We start from the raw sequence: 24,357 nt of genomic DNA on the forward strand, positions 1-24,357 counted from the left end.
CTGGCACCACAGCCGCTATCGTGGTTTCCGCACGGGAGGGTTCGCATAGTGGACGAGTGCAGCCGCCTTGAAAGCGGCCAGGTCAGCGATGGCCTCGTGGGTTCGAATCCCACACCCTCCGCCATGTGATGTCTCACGACATCGGAAACCCTCGAACCTACGGGTTCGGGGGTTTCGTCGTTCATCTGCGCGTGTCAGATCGTCCAGGTGTAGGCGGGAGCGAGCGAGCGGTCGATGAACGACTCGGGCAGGCGGGGGAGGACGACGTCCCGGAGCGCGGTCAATGTGGCGGAGGTCCAGTGCGCGGTGGTGCCGAATTGGCGGGATCGGCGCACGATCATTTGAGTGCGGGGCCTTCGGGCGTGGTCATACGCCTCCAGCCCTGCGGGCACGCCCAGTGTGTCCACCACGGTCGCGAGCGTGACCGCGTCTTCGAGTGCCTGGCAGGCGCCTTGGCCCAGGTTGGGGGTCATAGCGTGCGCGGCGTCCCCGAGGAGGGCGATCTTTCCGGCGACGTAGGTGGACAGATTCGGCAGTTCGTAGGAGTCGTGCTGCACGACGGCGTCCTCGGGTACGGAGTTCAGCAGCGCGGGGATGGGGTCGTGCCAGTCTGCGAAGCGTTCGCGCAGATCGGTCAGGTCGCCGCGGGAGCCGGCGGGGGCGTTGACGATCATGTAGCAGTAGACGCGGCCGTCGGGCAGCGGCTGATACCCGAACCGTTCGCCACTGCCCCACGTCTCCCTGTGTCCTTCGATGGGCTGGGGCGGAGCGATGAGGCGCCAGGTGGTGTATCCGACGTAGCGTGGTGCAGGGGCGTGCGGCCAGATGGATCGCCGGGTGACACTGCGCACGCCGTCGGCGCCCACCACAAGGTCTCCGGTGGAGGTGCCGTTGTTGTGGATCACCGTTCCGTCGGTTCGCACCTGGCGCACTTCGGTGCCGGGTCGCAAGCTGTCCTCCGGTACGCCCGCTCGCAGCAGGTCGACCAGGTCTGCCCGGTGCTCCGTCACCCATTGCCCGAAACGGCGTTTCAGATCGTCGACATCGATGCGGGTCAGCCAGCCTCCGCTCTTGTGCCGGATGCCCGGGAGCGGATCGGACAGCCCCTTGGCACGCAGGGGGTCACCGAGCCCGAGCGTGTCCAGCGCGCGCAGCCCGTTGGGCTGTACCACCAGTCCCGCGCCCACCTCGGTGAACTCGGGGGCCCGTTCGAGGACTTCCACCTGCCAGCCACGCTGATGGAAGGCGACGGCTGCGGTGAGCCCGCCGATGCCGCCACCCACGATGATCGCTTTCACTGCTGAGTCTCCCGTGTGGTCGTTGAGGGATCGGGTTAGTGCAGGCCTCGCTTGCCCGGTGTCCAGAACGGCTTGACCTTGATGGAGGTGCGCGGCCAGTTGCGCTCGCGGACGAGAAAGTCCCGTGCCATCTGGCAGGTCCTGGCCTCCCCGGCCACATAGGCGGCCCCGGCGCCGCCCGGCAGGTCGAGTTCAGACAGCGCCGTGAGCAGAACCCGCGAGGAGGCGGCCGGCACACCATGGCGGTGAACGCGGCGCAGTGCGCGGATTTTGGGCATGGGCAGGTCGTGTTCGGGGGCCTCGCTCTCCAAGACCCCGTACACCTCGGCCGATGTTCCCAGCTCTCGGATCATCGGCCCGAAGGCCGCGCTGGCGGTCTCCTCGCCGATGAACACGTGGTAGGCCGCCTCGCGGGTGAAGAAGTCACCCTGCGGCCACCAGAAGGTCACCGCCTCTCCGGCCCGCGCCTCATGCGCCCATCTCAGCCCGATGCCATCGCCGTCATACAGGTGGACGCGCAACTCCAGTGCCCGCCGCTCAGGTGAGAGGTCCCAGATCGTGTAGGTGCGCAACGTCTCGACCGGGCGCAGGATGCCCGACACCGACAGCGGGTCTTTCAGCTGGATCCTGATGTGCTGGCCGGGAGTGTAGGCGAAGGCGATGGGCTGATCGGTCTCTAGCCGGATCCGCCGCATCGTGGGCGTGACCTGCTCGACGTGCGTGATGGTCGACTCCACGGCGTACTTGCCGAAGATGCCGGCGAGCGGGTTGCGCGTCGTACGTGGCATGTCAGGAGTCCTCCCGCTCGCCGTGCGGCCCGCACAGGTCGCGCCGTACGCGAGCGGACCCGGACATCCACCACTGAGACTCCATAGCAACCCCTTATGCCACTAAACTACCTTATAGGCATTAAGGGAGCATACGATGTCTAAGGTGTCAATCCACGAGGCACCGAACGTGAGAGGGGGACGATGATGTCCGCGCGCACCACCAACCGGCGAGAGAGGCTGCGCCAGGTCACCCTGGAGGAGATTCACGACTTCTTCCGCGAGTTGACCGCCGCCATGGAACAGGCCAGAGACGCCGACGCGTCGGTCGGTCAGCGGATGCTGAGCACCTGCCGCGCCATGCGTGCCTGGGCCATCAGATGGCACCGTCTCACCGATCATGAGGGCCCTCGGTGTGCCGCTGCTGCTTGTGCTCGCTCTTCTCCGTGACCGCGCCCGCGACCCAGACGATGCCCAGGTAGGCGAAGACGAGGATGATTCCGGTCACGGCGAAGGCCACGAAACCGGCCACAGGGCCTGACTGTTCCTCGACGTCCGTCACGATCGCGATCAGGACGAACGCTTGAAACGCGAGCCAGCAGACGGTGAAGATCGCGAATACTGGCCCTCTCGGTGCGCCTGCCATGCTTGGATTGTCCGCCCGCGCAGGGCAACATGCCAGGCCTTCCGGCACCGTCGGCACCGTCTTACGGCCCTCGCCATGCGAGTCCCCGGCCCCTCACTCGGGGACGCCCGCGAAGCCGTCGCCCACGCAGGCGGCGAGCTGCAGGTAGGCATCCCTGGTGGTCTCCTGGAGCCGGTCGAGGTCGATCTCCGCGCCCTCCTCCAGATGCGGGTCGTACGGCACTCGGATCACCGCACGGCACCTGGCGGCGAAATGGGCCTCCAGCTTCTTGATGTCGACCGCCGACTTCGAGCGCGGCCTGACGCTGCACAGCACCACGGTCGCGTTCTTCACCAGATCGCCGTAGTGGTGCGCCTCCAGCCAGTCGAGCGTCGCCGACGCCGCCCTTGCGCCGTCCACGGACGGGGAGCTGACCAGCACGATCTGGTCGGCGAGCCCGAGCACGCCACCCATGGCGGAGTGGAGCAGGCCGGTGCCGCAGTCGGTGATGCAGATGGAGTAGAAGTTCTCCAGCACCTGGGAGACGGCCTGGTAGTCGCCGCCGCTGAACGCCTCGGAGACCGACGGGTCGCGGTCGGAGGCGAGCACTTCCAGCCGCGAGGACGCCTGTGAGGTGAACGCCCTGATGTCGACGTAGCGCTTGACCTGGTCGCGCTCGTTGAGCAGGTCACGCACGGTCGCCGAGGTCTCCAGGACGAGCTTGTCGGAGAGCGTGCCCCTGTCGGGGTTGGCGTCCACGGCGATGACGCGGTCGCCGCGGATCTGGGCGAGGGTGGCGCCAAGCCCGACCGTGGTCGTGGTCTTGCCCACTCCGCCCTTGAGGCTCAGCACGGCCACGCGGTGGTGCCCGGCGGTCACCGGGGTGCGGGCCCTGGTGACGAGCTCGCGGCGGCGACGCACCTCCGGGGGTTCGCCCGGCTTGATCCAGCCTCCCGACGCCTTGTAGACCACGCGGCGCCACCCTTTGGAGGGAGCGTTACGCCGTCCGCGGAGCAGGGACTCCGGGTCGAGGCTCTCGGCGGTCGGCCGGCCGGTGACCGGGGGTCTGGGCGGGGCGCTGAAGACGGGCGCCGGGGCGGGGCGGCGCGGCGCCGGCGGGATGTCCCGGTCCGCGGGGCGCCACTCGGGCTGGCCGGCCCACGGCGATCCTCCTTGCTCGGCGGGACGCTCCCGCTGGGGGGCGTCGTGCCACGGACCTTCCTGGCGCGACCCGCCGTGCTGGGAACCGCCGTGCTGGGGCTCGCCGTGCGGCGGGCCGTCCCGCAGCGGATCGCCGTGCGGGGACGTGTCGCGTTGTGGCCCGTCGTGCGGGGACCTGTCGCTCAGCGGGTCGTCGTGGGGCGGGCGGTCCTGGCGCTGGGAGTGCTCCAGCCGCATGGGACGGTCCTGGTGCCGAGGACGGTCCTCCTGGACCGGCTCGGCCCACGGGGAGCGCTCATCGGGACGGTCCTCCGGCTGCTGCTCGGGCTCGGCCCGCTGCTCGGAGCCGGCCCACTGCGGCCCGGAGTCGGCCCACCGCGGGCGCTCGTTCCTCGGCAGGGTCTCGTCGGAACCGGTCCACCGCGGGGCCTCGTTCCCGGGAAGGGTCTCCTCGGATCCGGACCACTGCGGAGGCTCGTTCCTGGGGGGCGTGCTCTCCCAGGAAGGCTCCTCCTCGGCCGGCTTCTCCTCCGCCTTCTTCTCCATGCGTGAGGTCTCCATGCGTGAGGTCTCCACGCGTGAGGTCTCCACGCGTGAGGTCTCCGCGGCAGCCGGCTGCCGGGCCGTCAGCGGATCCTCCACAGCCGATCCCTCGGCCGGCCGGGTGGACGGCTCCGGGGACCGGGACGCGGATGACTCCGCGGGCGGCGGCCACTCGGGCGGCGTGGGCCACGGATCGTCCGCCGGCTCCGCCGTCTTGTCCTTCTCGGCCGTCTCCGGCGGCGCGAACGACAGCGTGAAGGTCTCGGTGTCGTCGGGGCGCGGCAGCGGCTTCAGCGGGGCGTGGAAGGGGTCGTCCGCCGGAGGCGCCGCCGGCTCCTCCGTCTTGGCGGCTCCGGCTTCACCGAGCCACTCCCCGGCTTCGCTCTCCCCTTCGGGTACGTCCTCGGCCGCGGCCGTGCCGTACACGGAGTCGACGGCCGCGCGGAACAGCGGCGGCGTCGGCGTCTCGTGCTGCTGGGGCACCAGCAGCCACGGGTCCTGGGGGTACGGCGAGGCGACCGGCTCGTCGGCGGAGGCAGTCGAGACGCTGACAGAGACGGGGGTCTCCTCCGTCTCCTTGATGGCGTCGAGCCAGGCCAGCTGTTCCTCGAGAGATTCTTCTCGATCGTGTCTTGCCACCGTGTTCCCCCTCGGGTGGGTCTAAAGGGGCAGCAAATACCTAGCAGATTAACGCCACCCGCTCCTACGCAGCCCGCCAACCCACAACTTCTTTGCCCGGCTACCGTGGTTCGCATGCGAGCCATTGAGATCACCGAGCCGGGCGGCCCCGAGGTGCTGGAGTGGCATGAGGTGCCCGATCCCGAAGTGGGGCGCGGAGACGTGCTCATCGACGTGACCGCCTCGGCGGTCAATCGGGCCGATGTCCTGCAACGTCAGGGGTTCTACGACCCTCCTCCGGAAACGTCGCCCTACCCGGGGCTGGAGGCCTCGGGCGTGGTGGCCGAGGTGGGCACCGACGTCGAGCAGTTCAAGGCCGGCGACGCGGTGTGCGCGCTGCTCGGAGGCGGCGGTTACGCCGAGCGCGTAGCCGTGCCCTGGCAGCAGGTCATGCCGCTGCCCGACGGGGTGTCGCCGCGCGAGGCGGCCGGGCTGCCCGAGGTGGCCTGCACCGTCTGGTCCAACGTGTTCATGATCGGGCGGCTGCGCAGGGGCGAGACGCTGCTCGTGCACGGCGGCGCGAGCGGGATCGGCACGTTCGCGGTGCAGTTGGCCAAGGCGCTCGGCTCCCACGTGGTCGCGACCGTCGGCTCGGCGGAGAAGGCCGAGCGGGTCAAGGAGCTCGGCGCCGACGAGGTGATCAACTATCGCGAGGAGGACTTCGCGGACAAAGTACGCGCCGACGTCATCCTCGACATCATGGGCGCGAAATACCTCGCGGGCAACGTCAAGGCGCTGCGCACCGGCGGCCGGCTGGTGATCATCGGGCTCCAGGGTGGCCGCAAGGCCGAACTCGACCTGGGCGCCCTGCTCGCCAAGCGCGCGGCCGTGCACGCGACGGGGCTGCGCTCGCGTCCCGTGGAGGAGAAGGGCACGATCGTGCGCAGCGTCGTCGACAACGTCTGGCCCCTGGTCGGGGCCGGTGCGGTGCGTCCCGTGGTCCACGCGGAGGTGCCCATGGCGGACGCCGCCGAGGCTCACCGAATGTTGGATTCCGGGGAGCACGTCGGCAAGATCCTGCTAGTACGGTGAGAGTTATGAATGCTGAGGACAACAACACCCCCCACATCGTGGTGGTGGGCCCCGACTTCCAAGGTCAGGGCGATAGCGGCGAGGACGATCGGTCGGTCACCAACCTGGTCGAGCAGCCCGCGAAGGTGATGCGCATCGGCAGCATGATCAGGCAGCTTCTCGAGGAGGTCCGCGCGGCCCCCCTCGACGAGGCCAGCCGTAAGCGGTTGAAGGAGATCCACGAGTCGTCCATCAAGGAGCTCGAGGACGGCCTGGCGCCGGAGCTGGTCGACGAGCTGGAGCGCCTGTCGCTCCCGTTCACCGACGAGACCGGCACCCCGCCGAGCGAGGCAGAGTTGCGCATCGCGCACGCCCAGCTGGTCGGCTGGCTCGAAGGGTTGTTCCACGGCATCCAGACCACGCTCTTCGCGCAGCAGATGGCCGCCCGTGCCCAGCTTGAGCAGATGCGCAGGGCGCTGCCCGGCGTGCCGCACGGTGAGGAGCCGCAGCCGCGGCCGCCCGGTGGTTCCGGCCCCTACCTGTAGAGCTTCTCGATCACCTGCGCGACGCCGTCGTCGTCGTTGGCCGCGGTCACGTGATCGACCGCCGCCAGCACGGCGGGATGCGCGTTCGCGACGGCGTACGACGTGCCTGCCCAGCTCAGCATGGGCAGGTCGTTCGGCATGTCGCCGAACGCCACGGCCTGTGCGGGTTTGATCTCGTTCTGTGCGGCCAGCGCCGCCAGGGCGCTGGCCTTCGTGACGCCTTGGGCGCTCATCTCGATCAGGCCTCTGCGGCTGGAGTGGGTGGCGGTCACCAGATGCCCCACCAGCTCGTGCACGGTGGCCTGGAGTTCGTCCGCGCCCATGCCCGGGTGCAGGGCCAGCAGCTTGGCGCACGGACGCGCGGTAAGGGAGTCGACGCGGGCGGTCCCCTTGGCCTTGTCAAGGGCGCTGAGGAGGAAATCCGACTCGTGCGCAAAACCGGCTTCATACTCGACCGAAAACGCGAGATCGGACACGTTCGCTCTTAGCTGAGCCACGACTTCCTCGAGTACGTCGACCGTGATCAGGTGAGATTCCACTATCCGTTCGGTATGGAGATCGTAGATCAGCGCTCCGTTCGCACAGATGGCGAGCCCGTGGTGACGCACCGCACCCGCGACCCCGCCCATCCAGCGAGGTGGCCGCCCCGTCACGAACACCAGCGCAGCCCCCGATTCCTCGACTTTGGCGAAGGCCGCGGCCGTGCGGGGAGACACGGTTCCGTCGGTGCGCAACGCGGTGCCGTCGAGGTCGGTGGCCACTAGACGGGGCGTGGGAAGGCTCTGCATAACAGGTTCCAGTTTGCCTGGTGATGCCGCCTGACAGAAATCTTCCTAGGGACGGGAACACCAACGCTCCAGAATGGTGTTAGATGTGATGGCGTTGTATTAGCTGATCCCGTAGTGAAAACCAGCATGACTTTGTCTGAGCCACCCCGGGTGCTTGCTGTACGACACACCGGGATCCACGAGGTGTGGGTCCCATAGATTCACATCCTGAGGGAGAGCTTTTATGGCTCAGGGAACCGTCAAGTGGTTCAACGCTGAGAAGGGCTTCGGCTTCATCGCCCCGGACGGCGGTGCGCCGGACGTGTTCGTGCACTTCTCCGAGATCGTCGGCAACGGCTACCGCAGCCTCGAAGACGGCCAGCGGGTCGAGTTCGAGATCACGCAGGGCCAGAAGGGGCCGCAGGCCTCGCAGGTCCGAGCCATCTGACCTGTAGCAGCGACAGAGACCGGGGTCCGCACTCCAGCGGGCTCCGGTCTTCGCATGTGTCGGCTTGGTCACGGCTGTGACTCGACTCACACAACCGTTGAACCGCCGGACCCTCTGATACATCGACCTCTATATGAGGTATGCGTGGTCATGTCACCCCGTGACCGTCGCCGGGGTCTTCGTGCTACTGGTCAACGACCACTTGCTCAAGCAGGCCTGGCCCGGGTTCGTCACGGGCAAGGTCAGCGACGTGGCAGGGCTCCTGGTGGCGCCCGCCCTGCTGGCGCTGCTCTTCTGGCGGCGGGCCGATCTGGCAGCCACCGTGCTCACCGGGGCGCTGTTCACGCTCGCGAAATCGACGGAGACGGGCGCTGAGGTCGCCTCCCAAGTCTGGACCCTCGTGGCGGGCCCGTCGCGCGTCCTGGCCGATCCCACGGACCTCCTGGCCCTTCCGGCGCTCGCCCTGGCCTGGTGGGTACGCGGGCGCAGCCTCCGTACGCGCTCCCCTAAGTGGCGGATCATCGCGGCGATGCCGCTGACCGTGCTGGCGGTGGCCGCCACGTCGGCCGTCCACATGCCCGCCGCGGAGTCCGTCGAGGTGGACGGCGACCGGATCGTCGTACACGTCTCGAGCGGCCAGGACCAGGTCTCCCGCGACGGCGGAGCCACCTGGTCGGAGATCAACCGGGTGGCGGCGGACGAGCCCAGCGGCCTGCAGAGCGCCGCGTGCGTGCCCATGCAGGCGACCCGGTGCTACCGGGTGATGCCGATCCTGATGGCCGTGCAGCAGTCCGACGACGGCGGCAAGACGTGGCGGCCGTCGTGGCCCACGTCCGACGACGACCGCGAGCGGCTGCGCAGGACCTACTCCGGCCGCCACGATCACCACTCGATGGGCCTCGCCGCGGTGCCCCGGCCCGGCGGGCACGTCGTGGTCGTCGCGAACGGGCTGGACGGCATCCTGGTCCGCGACGTCGAGGGGACGTGGCGGCGGGTGGGCTGGCCCGGCTCGGCCGCGGAGGAGGGCGCGACCGTGGACGTGAGCCTGGAGCGGAGCGTGGCGCTCTTCCTGGCCGCCTGCATGCTGTTCGGCGGCGTCGGTGCGGGGATGCGCCAGTTCCACCGTGTGTACACCGGGTTCGCCACATTCGCCTGCCTGGGCTTCTTCGCCATGGTCGCCGAGGCCGCTCTTCTGGCTCATGACGCGTCCGGCGTGGTCGTGCTCGGCGTGGGCGCGGGAACGCTCGGCACCCTGGCGTGCCTCGTGCTGGCGTTCGCGGGCCGGGCGCGTCCCGTGACGGCCGCGGTCGGCGTCGTGGGCGCGCCGCTCGTCTACGCGGCCGTCTACCTGCCCTTCCACGGCTGGGCCGGCGGCGCGCCCGACGCGTACGAGGTCGCCGTCGTGATCGCCGCGGTGCTCACCGCTCTCGTGCTGGTGGCGGGCGCCGCCCTCATCAGGAACGACGCGAGCCGTTCCGGCCCTTGACCCCCCGGGCGGGCCGCGTCGCGTGGGCGACTCCACTTCTCTGCTACTCTGTGATACAGATTGATTACTTTGCGTCACAATGGGGGCTCCGGTGAAAGTCGCCTGCGTCGGCGGTGGACCCGCCAACCTGTACTTCTCGATCCTGATGAAACGTGTGGATCCGTCCCACGACATCACCATCTACGAACGGAACCCGGCCGGCTCGACGTACGGCTGGGGCGTGACCTACTGGGACGAACTGTTCAACGATCTCCACCGGGCCGACGCCGACTCCGCGCGGGCCATCAGCGAGAGCTCGGTCCGGTGGGACTCCTGGGTCGCGGACATCCGCGACCGCGCCACGGTGACGGTCGAGCAAGGGGAGGCCGGCTACGGGATCAGCCGGCGCCGGTTGCTGGGCATCCTCGCGGAACGCGCCGAGTCGCTCGGCGTACGCATCGAGTGGGAGCGCGAGATCACCGACGAGGACGAGTTCGGCGACGCCGACCTCGTCGTGGCGGGCGACGGCGTCAACAGCGTGCTGCGCGAGCGCCACGCCGAGCACTTCGGCCCCGAGTTTCTCACCGGCCAGAACATCTACGTCTGGCTCGGCACCACCAAGGTCTTCGACGCGTTCGTCTTCGCCTTCGTGGAGACCGAGCACGGCTGGATCTGGTGTTACGGCTACAAGTACAGCCAGGAGCACAGCACCTGCGTCATCGAGTGCACCCCCGAGACCTGGCGGGGGCTCGGGCTCGACCAGGGGAAGGAAGCCGACAGCCTGGCCATCCTGGAGAAGCTCTTCGCCGACATCCTCGACGGGCACCCGCTGATCGGGCGGGCCCAGGCCGACGGCAGCGCGCACTGGCTGCACTTCCGTACGCTGACCAACCGCACGTGGCACCACGGCAACGTCGTGCTGGTGGGGGACGCCGCGCACACCACGCACTATTCCATCGGCGCGGGCACCGCCCTGGCCCTGGCGGACGCCTCCGTCCTGGCCAAAGCGCTCTACCAGGAGAAAGATCGCGAAACGGCCCTTATCGCCTACGAACGCGAGTCGAAGTCGAAGCTCCGGTCGCCGCAGCGGGCCGCCCGCTACAGCGCCCGATGGTTCGAGAACCTCCCGCGCTACATCGACCGCTCGCCCATGCAGGTGATCACGCTGCTGGGCCAGCGGCACTCGGTGCTGCAGCCGCTCGTCCCGCCGGCGCTCTACTACCAGTTCGACCGGATCGCCGGGCGGGTCGGAGGACTCTTCGGGTTCGGGCGCTGACGGCGGTCGCTATTTGGGCGGCTCCAGCACGTCGAGGCCGACGTAGGGGCGCAGCGCCTGCGGGACCACCACGGAGCCGTCGGCCTGCTGGTGGTTCTCCAGGATCGCGACGATCCAGCGGGTCGTGGCGAGCGTGCCGTTGAGCGTGGCCAGGTGCTGGGGCTTGCCGTCCTTGTCGCGATAGCGGACGGCGAGCCTGCGCGCCTGGAACTCGGTGCAGTTGGAGGTCGAGGTCAGCTCGCGGTAGCGGCCCTGGGTCGGGATCCACGCCTCGCAGTCGAACTTGCGGGCCGCCGACATGCCGAGGTCGCCCGCCGCCGTGTCGATGATGCGGTAGGGGACCTCGATCTTGGCCATCATCTCCTTCTCCCAGGCGAGCAGCCGCCGGTGCTCCTCCTGGGCGTCCTCGGGGCGCACGTAGGAGAACATCTCGACCTTGTCGAACTGGTGGACCCGGATGATGCCCCTGGTGTCCTTGCCGTAGGAGCCCGCCTCGCGGCGGAAGCACGACGACCAGCCCGCGTAGCGCAGCGGCAGGTCGTCGGCCGCGAGGATCTCCTGCGCGTGGTAGCCGGCCAGCGACACCTCGGAGGTGCCGACCAGATAGAGGTCGTCCTCAGGGAGGCGGTAGATCTCCTTGTCGTGGGCCACGTGGAAGCCGGTGCCCTGCATGGTCTCCGGCTTGACCAGCACCGGAGTGATCATCGGCGTGAACCCGGCCTCGATCGCCTGCTGCATGGCCATGTTGAGCAGGCCGAGCTGCAGCCGGGCGCCGACGCCCTTGAGGAAGAAGAACCGCGAGCCGGACACCTTGGCGCCCCGCTCCATGTCGATGGCCCCGAGCGCCTCGCCCAGCTCCAGGTGGTCTTTGGGGGTGAAGTCGAACGCGCGCGGCTCGCCGTGGGTCTCCAGCACGACGTAGTCGTCCTCGCCGCCCTCCGGCGCGCTCTCATCGACGATGTTGGGCACCGTCTGGAGCACCTCGTCGAGCTCGGCCCCCAGCTTCTCCGCCTCGGCCTCGGCGGCCTTGACCTGGCTCGCGAGGTCTTTGGCCCGCTGGAGCAGAGCGGCTTTCTCCTCGCCCTGCGCCTTGGAGACCGACTTGCCCATGCTCTTCTGCTCGGCGCGCATGGACTCGAACGCGGTCAGCGCGGAACGCCGGCGTTCGTCCAGGTCGAGCAGCGTGTCGACGACGGAGTCGTCCTCACCGCGGGCACGCTGCGACGCCCGTAGCCGGTCGGGATCCTCACGAAGGGTACGCAGGTCAATCACAAGGAAAGGCTACCGGCGCCGGGCGGCGGCCGGCCCCTCCATTTACGCCGAGTCGCCGCCACCCCGCGTCACCTCACCGTCGACCGGCGTCGCCGGGCTCGGACCCCCGCCGCCACCCCGCGTCATGAGCCGTCGCGCGTCGGGGAACTCAGACCTGGCCGGCGCGGACCCGCGCCAGCCACTCGGCCGCCTCGCCGAACGCGTCGTCGGACGTGCCGCGCCTGATCTGCGTCGTCACCCCGTCGGCCCGCGGATAGCTCCCCAGGAACCGCACCTCCCCGCAGACGCGGTGCAGCCCCGCGATCGCCTCGCCGACACGGGCGTCGGCGATGTGCCCCTCGAAGTCGAAGTGGAAGAAGTAGCGGCCGATGCCGTCGCCGGTAGGCCGCGACTCGATGCGCGTCAGGTTGACCCCGCGTACGGAGAACTCCGTCAGCATCTCCAGCAGCGCGCCCGGGTGGTCGTCGGCGAGGAAGACCACCAGCGTGGTGCGGTCGGAACCGGTCGGCGCGGGCAGCGGCTGAGGGCGGCCGACCCGGACGAACCTGGTCACCGTGTCGGACCTGTCACCGATGTCGGAGGCCAGCTCGACCAGCCCGTAGTGCTCGCCGGCGATGCGAGCGGCGATCGCCGCGTCGTAGGGAGAGCCGGGCAGCGACACCTCCTGGGCCGCGGCCGCCGTCGAAGGGGCGGCCACGACGACGGCGTCGGGCAGCTCGCGGGAGATGAAGGCGCGGCACTGGGTGATGGCCGCTGGATGCGTGTAGACCCGCTTGACGTGGGCGATCTCGGTGTCGGGCCGGGCCAGCAGCGAGAACTGCACGGGCAGCAGCAGCTCGGCCGTGATCAGCAGCGGCTCGCCCCAGGCGAACTCGTCGAGCGTCGTGGTGATGGCGCCCTCGATGGAGTTTTCCAGCGGCACGACGGCGCCGTCGGCATCGCCCGTGCGGGCGGCGTTGAGCGCGGCGCTCACGTTGGCGCAGGGCAGGCGCTCGGCGGCCGGGTCGAGGAGCCGCAGGGCCTCTTCGGTGAAGGTGCCTTCGGGTCCGAGATAGGCGAGTCGGGGCATGAGTCCAGAGTATCCGCAGGTGGGCAGCGCATGGTGACCGTTCGGCCGGGCGTGTGACAACGCCGTGACCGAACCGCCGCCTACGGGTGCCACGAAGCCCGCGCCGTGATCAGCGGCCCCAGCCCCAGGCGGGCCGCGCGGACGGCCTCCTCCTCTTCGGGTGACAACTGTTGCTCGCCCTTTCCTCCCACCACCGACCGCACGTACGTACGCGTCTCGCTGCGCCCGTTGATCGAGGTCAGCACGATCCCGTCGCCCAGTCCGTTGATCATCGCCACCGAGAACGACAAGCGCCCGGTCATCTCCGCGAGGGCGTCGTACCGGCAGACGGCCACGTCTCTGATGGCCTTGAGATCGCACCCGCCCTCGTGCGTCCGCCGGGTGAGCATCCGCTGATAGTCCTCCACCGTGGCCTGGGCCCGGCGGAGCGCCAGACAGCCGATGAGCACGCCGCTGACCCCGGCCAGAACGCCCACGAAGACCCATGCGGTAATGAGCACGACACCGAGGGTAACGGCTGGGTCAAGCGAGCATCCGGCGTTTCGGCACCCAGGACGCCAGCAACCACACGAGGGCCAGCGCTCCCAGCCCGAACCCGTTCTGGACGATCTTCCCGAGCACCAGGCTGACGCCCGGGATGTCGGCCGCCTTCAGCGAGACGCCCCACCACGGGACGGGCACCACGTAGTACAGCCACACACCCGCCGCGACCCGCAGCCTGACCGGATCGCGGCCGTCGCCGACGATCGCGCCGAGCACCACGACCACGTAGGCCAGGTGGTGGATCCAGGCGACCGGCGAGAGCAGCACGGCCATCAGCCCGACGAGCGCGACCGCGGTGATGGAGTCTCCGGCCTGGTACGCGTCCCGCGCGCCGCGGAACCCGTACCACCCGACCGCGGCCACGACCGCCGCCCAGATCGCGGACGTCAGCAGGTCGGGCAGGTAGAGCCGGATCAGCATGCCGCGGATCGACTGGTTGGTGGTGGCCGCGTTCGCACCGAGGCGTTCGGGATCGAGCAGCGCCGAGAACCAGAACTCGGCCGCGTCCTGCGGGATCACCGCGAACGGCAGCAGCGTGAGCACCGCCGCCGCGAACGCCGCCATGAAGAACGTCCGCCACTGCCTGGTGACCAGCAGGTAGATCAGGAAGACGCCGGGCGTCAGCTTCACCGCCGTGGCCAGTCCGATCAGGAACCCCCGCGGCCACCACGGCCTCCTGGCCACGCAGTCCGCCAGGCACAGGGCGACCAGCAGGATGTCGACCTGCCCGAACCGCACCTGGTCTCTGATGGGCATCAGGTACGTGCAGGCCACCATGAACAGGGCGAACGCCCACGGAGCGTACTTCCGCCACGTGCCCAGGGCCTCCCTGAACGCGAAGCCCACGGTCACGGCCAGCGCCACGAAGATCCCGGCCGTCCACACCCACTGCGCGACGCCCCAGGACATCCCGGCCAGCCCGACGGCCAGCATCGCCGCGACGGGCGGGTAGGTGAACGGCAACAACTGCGGCGCGGGGGTGAAGTAGCGGTACACCGGCCGCCCGTCGAGGAGCATCTGCCCCCCGGTGCGATAGACATCAAGATCGACCAGGCGTTGATCGTCCGGATTGGTGAGCCACGTGTGCACCAGCGGGGTCACGGCCGCCGCGACGACGAGCACCACGACCGCCCACGCCCACCACTGCCGCCGTCCAGCCCGCACCTCGCCCCCGGTCATCGGACCTTCTCCATCGTTTCTTCCGCGTCGCGGGGCAGGCGGGTCTCCGGCGGGTGTACCGGCGTCAGGGTGTGCACGGGTGGTCTTCCTTGGTGATCGCACAGGCGTGGCCGTCGGCTCGCCGGAGGGTGCCGGGCCGGTCGGAGGCGCTCCGGGATCGGGGCTGGAGGTGGCCAAGGGTCAGCGGAGTGTCGCTCGCGGCACACTTGGCACAGGCCCTGCCGCCTTGCGGCGGCACGTACTCACGGACCTCATGACCGAGCAGCGTACCGTGCCGGCACGCCATGCCTGCCGCCGGCTTGCCCGCGGCCGGAGCCCAGCGCGCCGGCGTCGAGCAGCCCCACTCGGTCCCCGACGCGGGCTCCGGGGTTCGCCGCTGAGGAGGCACGGTGGAGTGGGTCTGCCGGCGTCTGTCCAACGTGGCCGCCGCCTCCTCGCGAGTGGTCACTGTGCGGGAGCGAGTGACGTTACCGTGACCAGAGCCCGTCTGCGCTCAGCATCTACGATCGAACGCACATCCTTCCCGAAGACGCTGGAGTTTCCGCACATGCCCCACGACGCCAGGCCGGACCCGTACGACGGCGGGCACGAGTCGCGCGGCCGGCGGCGTGTGCGATCAGGCCGTCTCCTCCACCGCGTGATGACGTTGCTGCTGGGCATCGCCCTGGCCGCGGCCATCGTCCCCGCGGCGGCCCGCGCGGAGACGGCGCAGGAGCAGGCGGTCAGGGGGCGCGTGGCCCTGGTCGGCGTGCCCGGCCTGGAGTGGAGCGACCTCGACCGGTCACGAACCCCCCACCTGTGGGACCTCGTCGGCCGGGGCTCCTCCGCCTCGCTCTCCACCCGTACGGTGCCGCCCCCCGACCGGGCCATCACCTGCCCCGCAGCGGGCTGGCTGACCGTCTCAGCAGGCCAACGGGCGGGTACGCCGGACAAGGGCTGTCACCCGGCCCCCGAGCCCCGGCGGTCAGGTCAAGGCGCCACGATTCCAGGATGGGAGGCGCTGAGCGCCCACCAGGGCGAGACCGGCTTCGACGCCCGGCTGGGCACCCTGGGCCGGGTGGTGACGGACGGTGGAGGGAAGGTTGCCGCGATCGGCCCTGGAGCCGCGCTCGCCGCGGCCGACACCTCGGGAAACGTCGCCGCCTACGCCGCCGGCCCGGGCTCCGTCACCGACCTGACCCCCTACGACCTCGTCGTCTTCGAGGCCGCAGACCTGGCGACCGCCTGGGCCGCCCGCCCCCTGGACGAGTACGGAGTCCCCGCCCCGATGCCCGCCGAGGCCAGGAAAACGGCGGTGGCCCAGGCCGACCGGCAGATCGGCGCCCTGCTCGGCAAGCTGCCCACCGGCACCTCCGTCCTGCTGGCCGGCATCTCCGACGTGACGCCCAACGCCCACCTCCACGTGGCCATCGCCGCCGGCCCGTCGGCTCCGGGCGGCCCGCCGTTCCCGCACGGCCGCCTCACGGCCACCTCCACCCGCCAGGACTCCCTGGTCACGATCACCGACCTCACCGCCACCACCGTCCAACTCCTCGGCCTGCCGGCGCCCCGCGAGGTCGTCGGCCGTCCGTGGCGGTCCGGCGACGCCGCTCCACCCGACCCGGCCGGCGCGGTGACGGACCTGGCCGACGCCGACCTGGCCAGCCAGGTGCTCCGCGACGTACGCGGCCCCTTCTTCACCGTCCTGGTGACGGTGCAACTCCTCTTCTACGCCCTCGCGGCCCTGGCGCTCCGCCGCCGCTCCAAGAACGGCCAGGACGACACCAACCACTCGGGAAACGGCCGGCCCCGCACGCCGCCGGACGGCTCAGCCGTGGGCCTGGCGAGCGCGTCCAGGCTGCTCGTCGCCGTCCAGGCGGTCGCGGTCGTCAGCGGCGCCGTTCCCGTGTCGACCTTCCTGGCCCAGCTGGTGCCCTGGTGGACGCTGCCGGTTCCGATGGTGTCGGTGATCGTGACGATCGTCGCCATCGCCGCGCTGATCACCGCGGCGGCGTTCGCGGGGCCGTGGCGCTCGCACGTGCTCGGCCCCCTCACCGTGGTCGCCGCCGTCACCTCGCTCGCGCTCCTCCTCGACGTCATGACCGGCTCCAAGCTCCAGGTGAACGCCGTGACCGGTTACGAGCCCGTCACCGGAGGACGGTTCTACGGCTTCAGCAACATCGCCTTCGCCGTCTACGCCACCGGCACCGTGCTGGGCCTCGCCGGGGTGGCCCAGTGGCTGCTCGGCAAGGGAGTGTCCAGGGTCGTGATCGTCGCGGTGTGCTCGGTCTATGGAGGCCTGGCGGTCTTCGCGGACGGATGGCCGTCGTGGGGGGCCGACTTCGGCGGCGTGCCGGCCTTCGTGATCGGTCTGGCCGTCTTCCTCATCCTCCTGTCGGGCAAGCGCGTGTCACTGCTGAAACTGGCGCTCGTCGGCCTTGGGGGAGCGCTGCTCGTGGGGACGTTGTCCGTGTTCGACTGGCTGCGGCCCGAGGCCCAACGCACCCACCTGGGCACCTTCGTGCAGCAGATCATCGACGGCCAGGCGTGGACGGTGGTCGGGCGCAAGCTCAGCGCCATGGTCGGCGTGACCATCGGCAACTGGTCGCTGACCCTCCTCTCCGTGGTCGCGCTGGCCTTCCTCTTCCTGGTGCTCGCCCGGCCGTCACGCTGGGGGGCCTCCGCGCTGGGCCAGGTCTACGCGCTGGCCCCGGTGCTCAGGGCGGGCCTTTTCGGTACGCTCACGTGCGCGTTCGTCGCCTTCCTCATGAACGACTCGGGCATCGCCATCCCCGCTATGGCGTTGACGGTCGCCGTGCCGCTGACGCTGGCGGCGTGCGTGCGCGCCCTGCAGCTCGCCACGCCCACACCAGCAGCGCCACGGTCAGGGCCAGCAGCGCCCAGGCGAGCTGAGGCCTGAGCACCGTCCTGAGCCATTCGAGGTCCTGTGGCTGGCTCTCCACCCGGGCGGGCAGGTAGGCCAGCGACAGGACCAGCAGGTGCGCGACCACGAACCCGTCGAGCGCCGACGCCCCCACGAGCGCCAGCAGCCCAAGCGCCAGCCCGTCGTACCACGGCAGGATGTAGGGGGTCGCGAACACGTACGCCACCACCAACACCGTCGCCACGGCGGGAGCCTCCAGACCTCCCCCATCCGGCACACCACCCCGCGCCCACCCGATACGGGAACCCAGGTCCGGTCCGGCCTGGGTTCCCGCCCGACCGGCTGCCGCGCCGGATGCGAGGCGGAACAGGGACCAGGCGACGAGTGCGAGCACCAGGAGGGAGCCCACCTGGATCTCTCCTCGGTAGGCGCTGCCGGTGCCCACGACGGACTGCAGCCAGCCCTGGACGAGCTTCCAGAACGAAGCGTGCGAGATCGCCTTGCTGGTGCGGGTCATCGGCTCGATCGCCGCCGTGCCGACGATCGCGTAACCGGCGACCACCACGGCGAGGGCACACCCGGCCATGAGCGCCAGACGGGCAGGGCGCCGTCGCAACTCCCAGGCCGGGCCCAGAGCGACGAGACCGGCGTTGATTTTGATCGCCACGCCGAGACCGAGCAGGACACCCGAAGCTGCGGGGCGAGCCCTGGACAGCAGGGCCGCGACCATGCAGGCGATGGCGAGGGTGTCGACGTGCATGCCCGCCACCAGCTGGTAGAGCAGGAGCGGGTTGGCCGTCCACAACAGCGCGGCGCGCAGGCGCCTTGCCGGGTCGTCACTGGCGAATCGGTCGATGAGCAGGCCCGTCACGATGAACGCGGCGGCGTTGAACAGAGCCAGCACGAATATCGTCAGCCGGAGCGAGTCGCCGCCCACCCAGCTCGCCGCCGCCTGCAGGGCCGTCGCCACCGGGCCGTAAACGCTCGGCTCCTCCCGCCACGGCTCCTCGACCGCACCGGCGATGGGGTCGCCGGGAAGATCCACCGCGCCGTGGGTGTAGGGGTCGACGCCCAGCGTCACCATGCGGCCGTAGACGGCGTAGTTGAGGTGGTCACCGGAACCTGAGGGAGGCAGGAACGCGAGCACGCCCGCCGCCAGGCAGCCGATCATGACCGCCGAGCGCGCGAGACCAGGGTGGACCCGGAGATTGCGGGTGAGGGACAGAGCGAGCAGGAGGCCGAGGCCGCCGAGGACGAGCGCGGCGGCGGCCATGGCGATCATGAGATGGGGGTCGGGGCGGACGTCGAAGGAGTAGGGCGGTTGCCAGGCAGGGCCGGTCAGTGCGGGGACCATCGGCGAAGGACCGAGCAGGCCGATGGTGAGCGTCAGCAGGATCGACGCGCTGATCGCCGCCGTGGCCGCCCACGCGAGCCGGCCTCGTGCCTTGTCGCGCCACGATTGCGAAGTCACCGGAAGATTCCAGCACACTCGCAAGGTGGCTCCGGACGTCGTCACGCCCCAGAACCGGACATCGTCACGCCTCTGAGCCGACCGTCCTCACGCTCCGGAGCCGGACGTTCTCCCGCACATAAGGTGAGAACGTTGTCGCGGAGCGCAGATGGTCAGCGCTTGAAGCGAAGTTTGTCCAGATTTTGCGCGACAAGTGGCTCCCGCGTGGCCAGCGCGCGCGCCACGTCGCGCAACTGCACGGCCCGGTGGAGCTGCGCCCGCCAGTCGGTGCCGGTGGCGCGGTGTGCCATGTCGACCTCGACCTCGGTGACCCGGAACCCCTTGCGCAACAGGTCGATCGTCAGCGCCGTCTCCACGCCGAACCCGTGTGCCAGCGGCCTGGCCGCCTCGAAAGCGGCTCGGGTGAGGCAGCGCTGGCCGTTGAGCGGCTGGGCGGGCTCGAAGCCGGTGGCCCGGCGGATGCCCTCTTTCGACAGGCGGACGACTAAGCCGTGGCCGCCGAGCCGCACCCGCGTGGTGAACACGGCGATGGTCATGTCGGCCTCGCCCGCGCGTACGGGCTCGATGAGCGGGGCGGCGGCCTGGGCCGTGTCGCCCAGATCGGCGTCGAGGAAGAGGAGATGGCGGGGAGCGGCGTCCTCGTCGAGGAGGCGTACGGACTCCGCACCCGTCTCCATCGCGGCGGCCTTGCCCTTGTTGCGGCTGTGGCGCACCACCCGGGCGCCGGCCGCGCGGGCGACCCGGCCGGTCTGGTCGGACGAGCCGTCGTCGACCACCACGACGAGGTCGACGCCGGGCAGCGCCGCCGCCGCCCTGACGGTGGCCGCGATGCGGTCGGCCTCGTTGGCGGCCGGGATGACGGCCGCCGTGTCACCGCCCATCGGGCGTCACCTCCGCACGCGGGGCTTCCGTCATGATCCCTCGGCTATGAGAAACTCCTGCGGCACCTCGTCGTACACGGTGAACACCGAGTCGAGCCCCGTGACCTGCAGGATCTTGCGTACGGCTGGACGCGGTGCGGCCACGTCGAGCGCCCCGCCCTGCTCTTTCATGCGCTTGAGCGCCGAGAGCAGCACGTTCATCCCCGTGGAGTCGCAGAAATCCACGGCGGACATGTCGATGACCACCCGGCTAGGCCCTTCCTGCAGGAGCCGAGTGAACTCGGACTGCAGGTGGGGCGCCGTGTACAGGTCGATTTCTCCGGTAATGGCGACGAGCGCGCACCCGGCCTGTGATCGAGTCGAGACCTTGAGCTCCACATGGGCAGGCTAGCGGCGCGGAGGCTTCCGGTCACGTTGTCACGCCGATAGGGCAACCACAGGTTTTTGTCCTCCGTTTGGGCTCCATGGAAACGGAGAGTACGCGAAGCTTGACAACGTGACATCGGAACTGGCAACCGCGTCATGGCGAAGGAGGGGCTGGGGCACGTCTGGCGGGCCCCCGGATCGATGAACGCAGACAATCCTGAAGATCCTCAGCGTCAGGGGCTCCGCGAACGGCTGGAGACCATCCTCATCCGCACAGAGAAGGCCACCTCATGGGATGACGAAGCAGGACGCCTCCGCGGCCTGGTGAACCACGAAGGCTATGTCCCCATCCGCACCCGGCTCGCGGTCGAGGACCTCGACTTCCTCGCCGGCGCGCGTGCCGACCTGCTCAGGTTCTCCGAGCTCGGGCTCAGGCTGCTCGACCTCCACCAGCCAAGGGACGCGGGGGGCATCACGAGTGACACGGCCCATCCGATCCTGCGGTGCAGGAGTTGCATGTGGCGCTGGCCCTGTCCGACATTTCGGGCAATGTCGGAGTCGTTTGGCCTGCCCCGCTCCGACGTCGACCTTCCGGAAAGCGCCTGAGCACCCGAGGGATCAGCCGGCGACCAGGGGCAGCCGGATCTCGAACCGGCACCCCGGCCCGTCGTTGACCACCTCGATCCTCCCGTCGTGCGCCTCCACGATCCCCTGCGCGATGGCCAGCCCGAGCCCCGCCCCACCATCGGCCGTAGGAGTGCGTGCGGCCTCCCCTCGGAAGGCCACCTCGAACAGCCGGGGCAGATCCTCCTCGGGGATCCCCCCGCAGCAGTCGGTCACCGACAGGCATGCCATGCCCGTGTCGTCCACGCGGGCCCGCAGCACCACGGCCTGGTCAGACGGCGTGTGCCGGATGGCGTTGACCACCAGGTTGCCCAGGGCCCGCCCCAGCGCCCCCGCGTCGGCCTCCACGGGCACGACGTCCGCCGCCTCGGCCGTGAGCACCACACCCTTGGCGCGGGCCAGCGGCTCGGCCCCTGCCAGGGTGTCGGCGACGAGGTCAGCCAGCCCGACCCTGGCCCGCGACAGCCGCAGGGCGCCCGCGTGGATGCGGGACAGCTCGAACAGGTCGTCCACCATCGCGGAGAGCCGCTCCACCTCCTGCTTGATCTGCCCGTGGTAGCGCGCGACCGTCCCGGGGTCGGAGACCACGCCGTCCTCCAGCGCCTCGGCCATGGCCCGCATCCCGGCCAGCGGCGTGCGAAGGTCGTGGCTCACCCAGGCCACCAGCTCCCGCCGCGCCCCTTCGAGCGCCCGCTCGCGCGCGTACGCCTCCTCCAGGGTGTTGGCGATCGTCTGGAGCTCGGCGGGCAGCCCCTTGGGCGCCACGAACGGCGGATGGAGTACGGCGGCCACCAGCCGCCTGCTCTCCCCGACCACCCGCTTGGCCAGCACGAACGCGACCCCGAGCCCCACGAGCCCGCCCACGGTCACCACGCTCAGCACGAAGTCCTTGACCGCCCCCTCGATGATCATCTTCATGATGATCGCCACGACGCCCGCCAGCGTGGCCGCCACGGCGACGACCACGACCACGGCCAGCATCACGCCGATCGACCGGGTGCGCAGCCGCCACATCACCGCGACGCCCGCGAACGCGATCAGCAGCCCGAGCCCTGCGGTCACGGCGACGACCATGGCCAGTTCGCCGAGGGCCACCGCCGGCTGCGTCAGGGCGGTCGTGTGAGGCATCAGGAGCCGTCTTCCAAGGGTTCGTACCGGTAGCCGACCCCCCACACCGTCACGATCCTGCGCGGCCTGGTGGGGTCGGGCTCGATCTTCTCGCGCAGCCGCCTCACGTGCACGGTCACGGTGGACGAGTCGCCGAACGACCATCCCCACACCTGGGTGAGCAGCGCGGATCGGCTGAACGCCTGGCGGGGGTTACGCATGAGGTGGGCCAGCAGGTCGAACTCCCGCGCCGTCAGCAACACTTCCTCACCCCCCAGGTGCACCTCGTGGGCGCCCACGTCCACCACCAGGTCCCCGTCGCGGAGCACGCCGGTGCCGCCCGTGACGGAGGCGCCGCGGGCGCGGCGCAGCACCGACTGGACGCGCAGCGCCAGTTCGCGCGGGCTGAACGGCTTGGTCACGTAGTCGTCGGCCCCGGTCTCGAGCCCGACCACCCGGTCGATCTCCTCGCCGAGCGCGGTCAGCATGATCACTGGTACGGGCCAGCGTTCCCTGAGCTTCCTGCACACCTGAAGCCCGTCGAGCTTCGGCAACATCAGGTCGAGCACCATCAGGTCCGGCGGGCGCGCCAGCGCCCTGCGCAGCGCCTCCACGCCGTCGCCCACGCATTCGACCTCGTGCCCATCGCGCTCCAGATAGCGGGCAACGACCTCGGAGACGGTCGGATCGTCGTCCACGACCAGGATGCGGGTGTTCACCACTTCACGGTACGGCCCGGCTCCACGAAGACGGCATGGACGTCATTACTTCGTAAGCGTCGCGGATCATGCCATGAGGACGTACGGTGGCCTCATGGGTAGAGTCGTGATGCTCGTTCTCGGGACCTTGCTGGGTCTCTTCGTGTTGTTCAACTTCCTCCTGCCGATGGTGCTGTGGCTGCTCAAGATCGCCTTGATCATCGGCGTGGTCGCTCTGCTCGTCTTCGTCGTGGTCACGGTGATGGGCAAGTCCTCACGGTCGCACTGAGCCGGTCGCACTGAGCCGGTGACGCAACTCCTGTTCGACCCGTGGCTGGCGGGGATCACCCTGGTGGCGGTCCTGCTGCTGGTCACATGGGCGGCCACGTTGCTGCCCGCCTTCGGCGGCGAGCCGCGGCGCTTCCCGCTCACCTACGCGCGGCGCACGGCGTTCCAGCGTCTGCGCGATCCCGACGCGGCCGGACGCCCGCGTCCACGCGCGCCCTAGGCATGCCCCGCTTCCTTCCAAGCGGGGCTCCTCAGGCGTAGGCCGGGTGAGCCCTTCCTCTCTCACGAAGAAGCAGGGCTCATGATCGATTCTCTTGTCACGTTCGTCATCACCATGTCCGGGGGGCATGCCGCGCTCGGCATCGTGCTCTTCACGCTGGCCGTACGACTTGTGCTGCTGCCGCTCAACGTGCGCCAGGCCCGCACCACCAAGATCAAGGAGAGGCTGGCGCCCAGGCTGCGCGCGCTGCAGAAGCGCTACCAGCGCAATCCCGAGCGGCTGGCCAAGGAGGTCTCCGCCCTCTACGCCAAGGAGGGCAGCTCGCCGTTCGCCGGGATCATGCCGATGCTGGCGCAGCTTCCGTTCATGTGGCTGATGTACCGGGTGGCCACGCATCCGACCGCGCTGGCCGGGCATGACCTGTTCGGGGCTCCGCTGGGGCAGCAGGTGGCGGGCGTGATCGCCAATTACGGTCTGGTCAGCACCCCGGTTTTGGTCTTCTTCTTGGTCATCGCACTGGTCGCAGCGGTGGCGTGGCTCTCCGCGAGGCAGATCAAGGTGGCCGAAGGGCAGCCGGAGCTGATGAAGAAGATCATGCCGCTGCTGCCGTACGGCTCCGTGCTCGCCGCGCTCGTGCTGCCGCTGGCGGCCGGGATCTATCTGCTCGTCTCCACGGCGTGGGCCGTGAGCGAGCGGGCCGTGCTCGCTAGCCGGCCTCTCTGAGCGTCGCCACCTGCCCGTTCACCGAGCCGTTGCCGTGGGGAGCGGGCAGGATGGCCCACACGGTCGTGGTGTCGCCCTCGTGCCGGACGCCCCAGCTTTCCGCCACATATTCGACGATGCCGAGCCCCCGGCCCCCGAGCGAGGACAGGGTCGGGCGGCCGGCGCGTGGCTCCGTCGCCGCTCCTCCGTCGCTCACCGCCACCTCGATGTGGTCCTCGTTGCGCAGCCAGGCGACCCGCACCATGCCCGAAGGAAGCGGGTGCGCGTGCCGCAACGCGTTGCTCAGCAGTTCGCTCACCACGAGCACGGCGTCGTCGATCGCCGCGGAGAAGACGCCACTGTCCTGCAGGTCAGTGCTCAGACGCTGGCGGGCGACGGCGACGCTGGACGGCGCGTACGGCAGCAGCACCACGCTTGACACACCCACCTCCCCGTTCCCTGTGCCCCCCGCGGGAACACTCCCCGGTAC

24 protein-coding genes, 1 tRNA gene and 1 pseudogene are annotated in these 24,357 nt (G+C 70.1%); 11 read left to right on the forward strand and 15 right to left on the reverse strand.

The window, feature by feature from the left end; all coding sequences use genetic code 11:
* Positions 1 to 34 precede the first annotated feature (34 nt).
* Positions 35 to 124: transfer RNA gene (locus E1294_RS06655), tRNA-Ser, on the forward strand.
* Between the two features lie 70 nt (positions 125 to 194).
* Here the strand turns inward: E1294_RS06655 and E1294_RS06660 are convergent.
* The 4 genes from E1294_RS06660 to E1294_RS57055 form a co-directional block, all read right to left on the reverse strand.
* Complete coding sequence (locus E1294_RS06660) at positions 195 to 1,298, reverse strand: FAD-dependent monooxygenase (RefSeq protein WP_132505794.1); 1,104 nt, start codon at positions 1,296 to 1,298, stop codon at positions 195 to 197.
* Between the two features lie 35 nt (positions 1,299 to 1,333).
* Positions 1,334 to 2,086 carry a siderophore-interacting protein gene (locus E1294_RS06665; RefSeq protein ID WP_132505797.1) on the reverse strand — a complete coding sequence of 251 codons (753 nt, stop codon included), beginning with the start codon at positions 2,084 to 2,086 and terminating at the stop codon, positions 1,334 to 1,336.
* Positions 2,087 to 2,456: 370 nt separating this feature from the next.
* Positions 2,457 to 2,711, reverse strand: a complete 255-nt coding sequence (locus tag E1294_RS06675; protein WP_132505800.1) for a hypothetical protein — start codon at positions 2,709 to 2,711, stop codon at positions 2,457 to 2,459.
* A 93-nt stretch (positions 2,712 to 2,804) separates the two neighbouring features.
* Positions 2,805 to 5,033, reverse strand: coding sequence for a nucleotide-binding protein (locus tag E1294_RS57055; protein ID WP_281284380.1), 2,229 nt, complete (start codon positions 5,031 to 5,033; stop codon positions 2,805 to 2,807).
* 114 nt (positions 5,034 to 5,147) lie between these two features.
* Between E1294_RS57055 and E1294_RS06685 the strand changes: the two genes are divergently transcribed.
* A complete protein-coding gene (locus tag E1294_RS06685; protein WP_132505803.1) occupies positions 5,148 to 6,104 on the forward strand; it encodes an NAD(P)H-quinone oxidoreductase in 957 nt (318 codons plus the stop codon).
* Between the two features lie 5 nt (positions 6,105 to 6,109).
* Positions 6,110 to 6,628: a bacterial proteasome activator family protein gene (locus tag E1294_RS06690; protein ID WP_132505806.1), complete on the forward strand. Its 519-nt coding sequence runs from the start codon at positions 6,110 to 6,112 to the stop codon at positions 6,626 to 6,628.
* Here E1294_RS06690 and E1294_RS06695 read toward each other — a convergent pair.
* Positions 6,619 to 7,389 (reverse strand): Cof-type HAD-IIB family hydrolase, encoded by a 771-nt coding sequence (locus tag E1294_RS06695; RefSeq protein WP_342775017.1) that lies wholly within the window; start codon positions 7,387 to 7,389, stop codon positions 6,619 to 6,621. The genes E1294_RS06690 and E1294_RS06695 overlap by 10 nt on opposite strands.
* Positions 7,390 to 7,639: 250 nt before the next feature.
* On the opposite strand from E1294_RS06695, the gene E1294_RS06700 reads away from it, so the two are divergent.
* The 3 genes from E1294_RS06700 (at position 7,640) to E1294_RS06710 (ending at position 10,584) form a co-directional block, all read left to right on the forward strand.
* Complete coding sequence (locus E1294_RS06700) at positions 7,640 to 7,843, forward strand: cold-shock protein (RefSeq protein ID WP_043619750.1); 204 nt, start codon at positions 7,640 to 7,642, stop codon at positions 7,841 to 7,843.
* A 160-nt stretch (positions 7,844 to 8,003) separates the two neighbouring features.
* Complete coding sequence (locus tag E1294_RS06705; protein WP_132505812.1) at positions 8,004 to 9,329, forward strand: hypothetical protein; 1,326 nt, start codon at positions 8,004 to 8,006, stop codon at positions 9,327 to 9,329.
* Positions 9,330 to 9,420: 91 nt separating this feature from the next.
* Positions 9,421 to 10,584 (forward strand): FAD-dependent monooxygenase, encoded by a 1,164-nt coding sequence (locus E1294_RS06710; RefSeq protein WP_181958462.1) that lies wholly within the window; start codon positions 9,421 to 9,423, stop codon positions 10,582 to 10,584.
* A gap of 9 nt (positions 10,585 to 10,593) precedes the next feature.
* On the opposite strand, the gene serS is transcribed toward E1294_RS06710, so the two are convergent.
* The 4 genes from serS to E1294_RS06730 form a co-directional block, all read right to left on the reverse strand.
* A complete protein-coding gene (gene serS / locus E1294_RS06715; protein WP_132505818.1) occupies positions 10,594 to 11,856 on the reverse strand; it encodes a serine--tRNA ligase in 1,263 nt (420 codons plus the stop codon).
* Between the two features lie 148 nt (positions 11,857 to 12,004).
* Positions 12,005 to 12,925: a prephenate dehydratase gene (gene pheA, locus E1294_RS06720; protein ID WP_132505821.1), complete on the reverse strand. Its 921-nt coding sequence runs from the start codon at positions 12,923 to 12,925 to the stop codon at positions 12,005 to 12,007.
* A gap of 80 nt (positions 12,926 to 13,005) precedes the next feature.
* Positions 13,006 to 13,425, reverse strand: a complete 420-nt coding sequence (locus tag E1294_RS06725) for a DUF4446 family protein (protein WP_132505824.1) — start codon at positions 13,423 to 13,425, stop codon at positions 13,006 to 13,008.
* Positions 13,426 to 13,447: 22 nt separating this feature from the next.
* Positions 13,448 to 14,647, reverse strand: coding sequence for a glycosyltransferase 87 family protein (locus E1294_RS06730; protein ID WP_165977130.1), 1,200 nt, complete (start codon positions 14,645 to 14,647; stop codon positions 13,448 to 13,450).
* Between the two features lie 472 nt (positions 14,648 to 15,119).
* Between E1294_RS06730 and E1294_RS55550 the strand changes: the two genes are divergently transcribed.
* Entirely contained in the window at positions 15,120 to 17,546 is a 2,427-nt protein-coding gene (locus tag E1294_RS55550) for a hypothetical protein (RefSeq protein WP_246082856.1), read from the forward strand.
* 313 nt (positions 17,547 to 17,859) lie between these two features.
* Here E1294_RS55550 and mptB read toward each other — a convergent pair.
* The 3 genes and pseudogenes from mptB to E1294_RS06750 form a co-directional block, all read right to left on the reverse strand.
* Positions 17,860 to 18,864: pseudogene (gene mptB, locus E1294_RS55555) on the reverse strand (polyprenol phosphomannose-dependent alpha 1,6 mannosyltransferase MptB); the annotation flags it as partial.
* Between the two features lie 269 nt (positions 18,865 to 19,133).
* Complete coding sequence (locus E1294_RS06745; RefSeq protein WP_132505827.1) at positions 19,134 to 19,862, reverse strand: glycosyltransferase family 2 protein; 729 nt, start codon at positions 19,860 to 19,862, stop codon at positions 19,134 to 19,136.
* 30 nt (positions 19,863 to 19,892) lie between these two features.
* Positions 19,893 to 20,240 (reverse strand): STAS domain-containing protein, encoded by a 348-nt coding sequence (locus E1294_RS06750; RefSeq protein ID WP_132328427.1) that lies wholly within the window; start codon positions 20,238 to 20,240, stop codon positions 19,893 to 19,895.
* Positions 20,241 to 20,429: 189 nt separating this feature from the next.
* Between E1294_RS06750 and E1294_RS06755 the strand changes: the two genes are divergently transcribed.
* Entirely contained in the window at positions 20,430 to 20,834 is a 405-nt protein-coding gene (locus E1294_RS06755) for a hypothetical protein (protein WP_132505830.1), read from the forward strand.
* A gap of 12 nt (positions 20,835 to 20,846) precedes the next feature.
* Here E1294_RS06755 and E1294_RS06760 read toward each other — a convergent pair whose 3' ends face one another.
* Positions 20,847 to 21,980 (reverse strand): sensor histidine kinase, encoded by a 1,134-nt coding sequence (locus E1294_RS06760; RefSeq protein WP_132505833.1) that lies wholly within the window; start codon positions 21,978 to 21,980, stop codon positions 20,847 to 20,849.
* Positions 21,980 to 22,678 carry a response regulator transcription factor gene (locus E1294_RS06765; RefSeq protein WP_132505836.1) on the reverse strand — a complete coding sequence of 233 codons (699 nt, stop codon included), beginning with the start codon at positions 22,676 to 22,678 and terminating at the stop codon, positions 21,980 to 21,982. Before E1294_RS06765 ends, E1294_RS06760 begins: the two co-directional genes overlap by 1 nt.
* 94 nt (positions 22,679 to 22,772) lie before the next feature.
* Here E1294_RS06765 and E1294_RS52480 point away from each other — a divergent pair, with 94 nt between their 5' ends.
* From E1294_RS52480 to E1294_RS06775, 3 genes are all read left to right on the forward strand, one after another.
* Complete coding sequence (locus E1294_RS52480; protein ID WP_165977124.1) at positions 22,773 to 22,946, forward strand: hypothetical protein; 174 nt, start codon at positions 22,773 to 22,775, stop codon at positions 22,944 to 22,946.
* Positions 22,947 to 22,964: 18 nt separating this feature from the next.
* A complete protein-coding gene (locus tag E1294_RS06770) occupies positions 22,965 to 23,165 on the forward strand; it encodes a DUF6412 domain-containing protein (protein ID WP_132505839.1) in 201 nt (66 codons plus the stop codon).
* A gap of 81 nt (positions 23,166 to 23,246) precedes the next feature.
* Positions 23,247 to 23,888, forward strand: a complete 642-nt coding sequence (locus tag E1294_RS06775) for a YidC/Oxa1 family membrane protein insertase (RefSeq protein ID WP_132505842.1) — start codon at positions 23,247 to 23,249, stop codon at positions 23,886 to 23,888.
* Here the strand turns inward: E1294_RS06775 and E1294_RS06780 are convergent.
* Positions 23,872 to 24,309, reverse strand: coding sequence for an ATP-binding protein (locus E1294_RS06780; protein ID WP_342775018.1), 438 nt, complete (start codon positions 24,307 to 24,309; stop codon positions 23,872 to 23,874). The genes E1294_RS06775 and E1294_RS06780 overlap by 17 nt on opposite strands.
* Between the last annotated feature and the right edge of the window lie 48 nt (positions 24,310 to 24,357).

The organism is Nonomuraea diastatica (assembly GCF_004349015.1).
In the GTDB taxonomy this organism is placed as follows: Bacteria; Actinomycetota; Actinomycetes; order Streptosporangiales; family Streptosporangiaceae; genus Nonomuraea; species Nonomuraea diastatica.

What these genes read in the sequence shown, in the direction of transcription:
- E1294_RS06665 (WP_132505797.1), bottom strand. Translation starts at nt 2,086, where the DNA reads ATGCCACGTACGACGCGCAACCCGCTCGCCGGCATCTTCGGCAAGTAC.
- E1294_RS06675 (WP_132505800.1), bottom strand. Translation starts at nt 2,711, where the DNA reads ATGGCAGGCGCACCGAGAGGGCCAGTATTCGCGATCTTCACCGTCTGC.
- E1294_RS06685 (WP_132505803.1), top strand. Translation starts at nt 5,148, where the DNA reads ATGCGAGCCATTGAGATCACCGAGCCGGGCGGCCCCGAGGTGCTGGAG.
- E1294_RS06690 (WP_132505806.1), top strand. Translation starts at nt 6,110, where the DNA reads ATGAATGCTGAGGACAACAACACCCCCCACATCGTGGTGGTGGGCCCC.
- E1294_RS06700 (WP_043619750.1), top strand. Translation starts at nt 7,640, where the DNA reads ATGGCTCAGGGAACCGTCAAGTGGTTCAACGCTGAGAAGGGCTTCGGC.
- pheA (WP_132505821.1), bottom strand. Translation starts at nt 12,925, where the DNA reads ATGCCCCGACTCGCCTATCTCGGACCCGAAGGCACCTTCACCGAAGAG.
- E1294_RS06730 (WP_165977130.1), bottom strand. Translation starts at nt 14,647, where the DNA reads ATGACCGGGGGCGAGGTGCGGGCTGGACGGCGGCAGTGGTGGGCGTGG.
- E1294_RS06745 (WP_132505827.1), bottom strand. Translation starts at nt 19,862, where the DNA reads ATGGGCGGTGACACGGCGGCCGTCATCCCGGCCGCCAACGAGGCCGAC.
- E1294_RS06755 (WP_132505830.1), top strand. Translation starts at nt 20,430, where the DNA reads ATGAACGCAGACAATCCTGAAGATCCTCAGCGTCAGGGGCTCCGCGAA.
- E1294_RS06760 (WP_132505833.1), bottom strand. Translation starts at nt 21,980, where the DNA reads ATGCCTCACACGACCGCCCTGACGCAGCCGGCGGTGGCCCTCGGCGAA.
- E1294_RS52480 (WP_165977124.1), top strand. Translation starts at nt 22,773, where the DNA reads ATGGGTAGAGTCGTGATGCTCGTTCTCGGGACCTTGCTGGGTCTCTTC.
- E1294_RS06775 (WP_132505842.1), top strand. Translation starts at nt 23,247, where the DNA reads ATGATCGATTCTCTTGTCACGTTCGTCATCACCATGTCCGGGGGGCAT.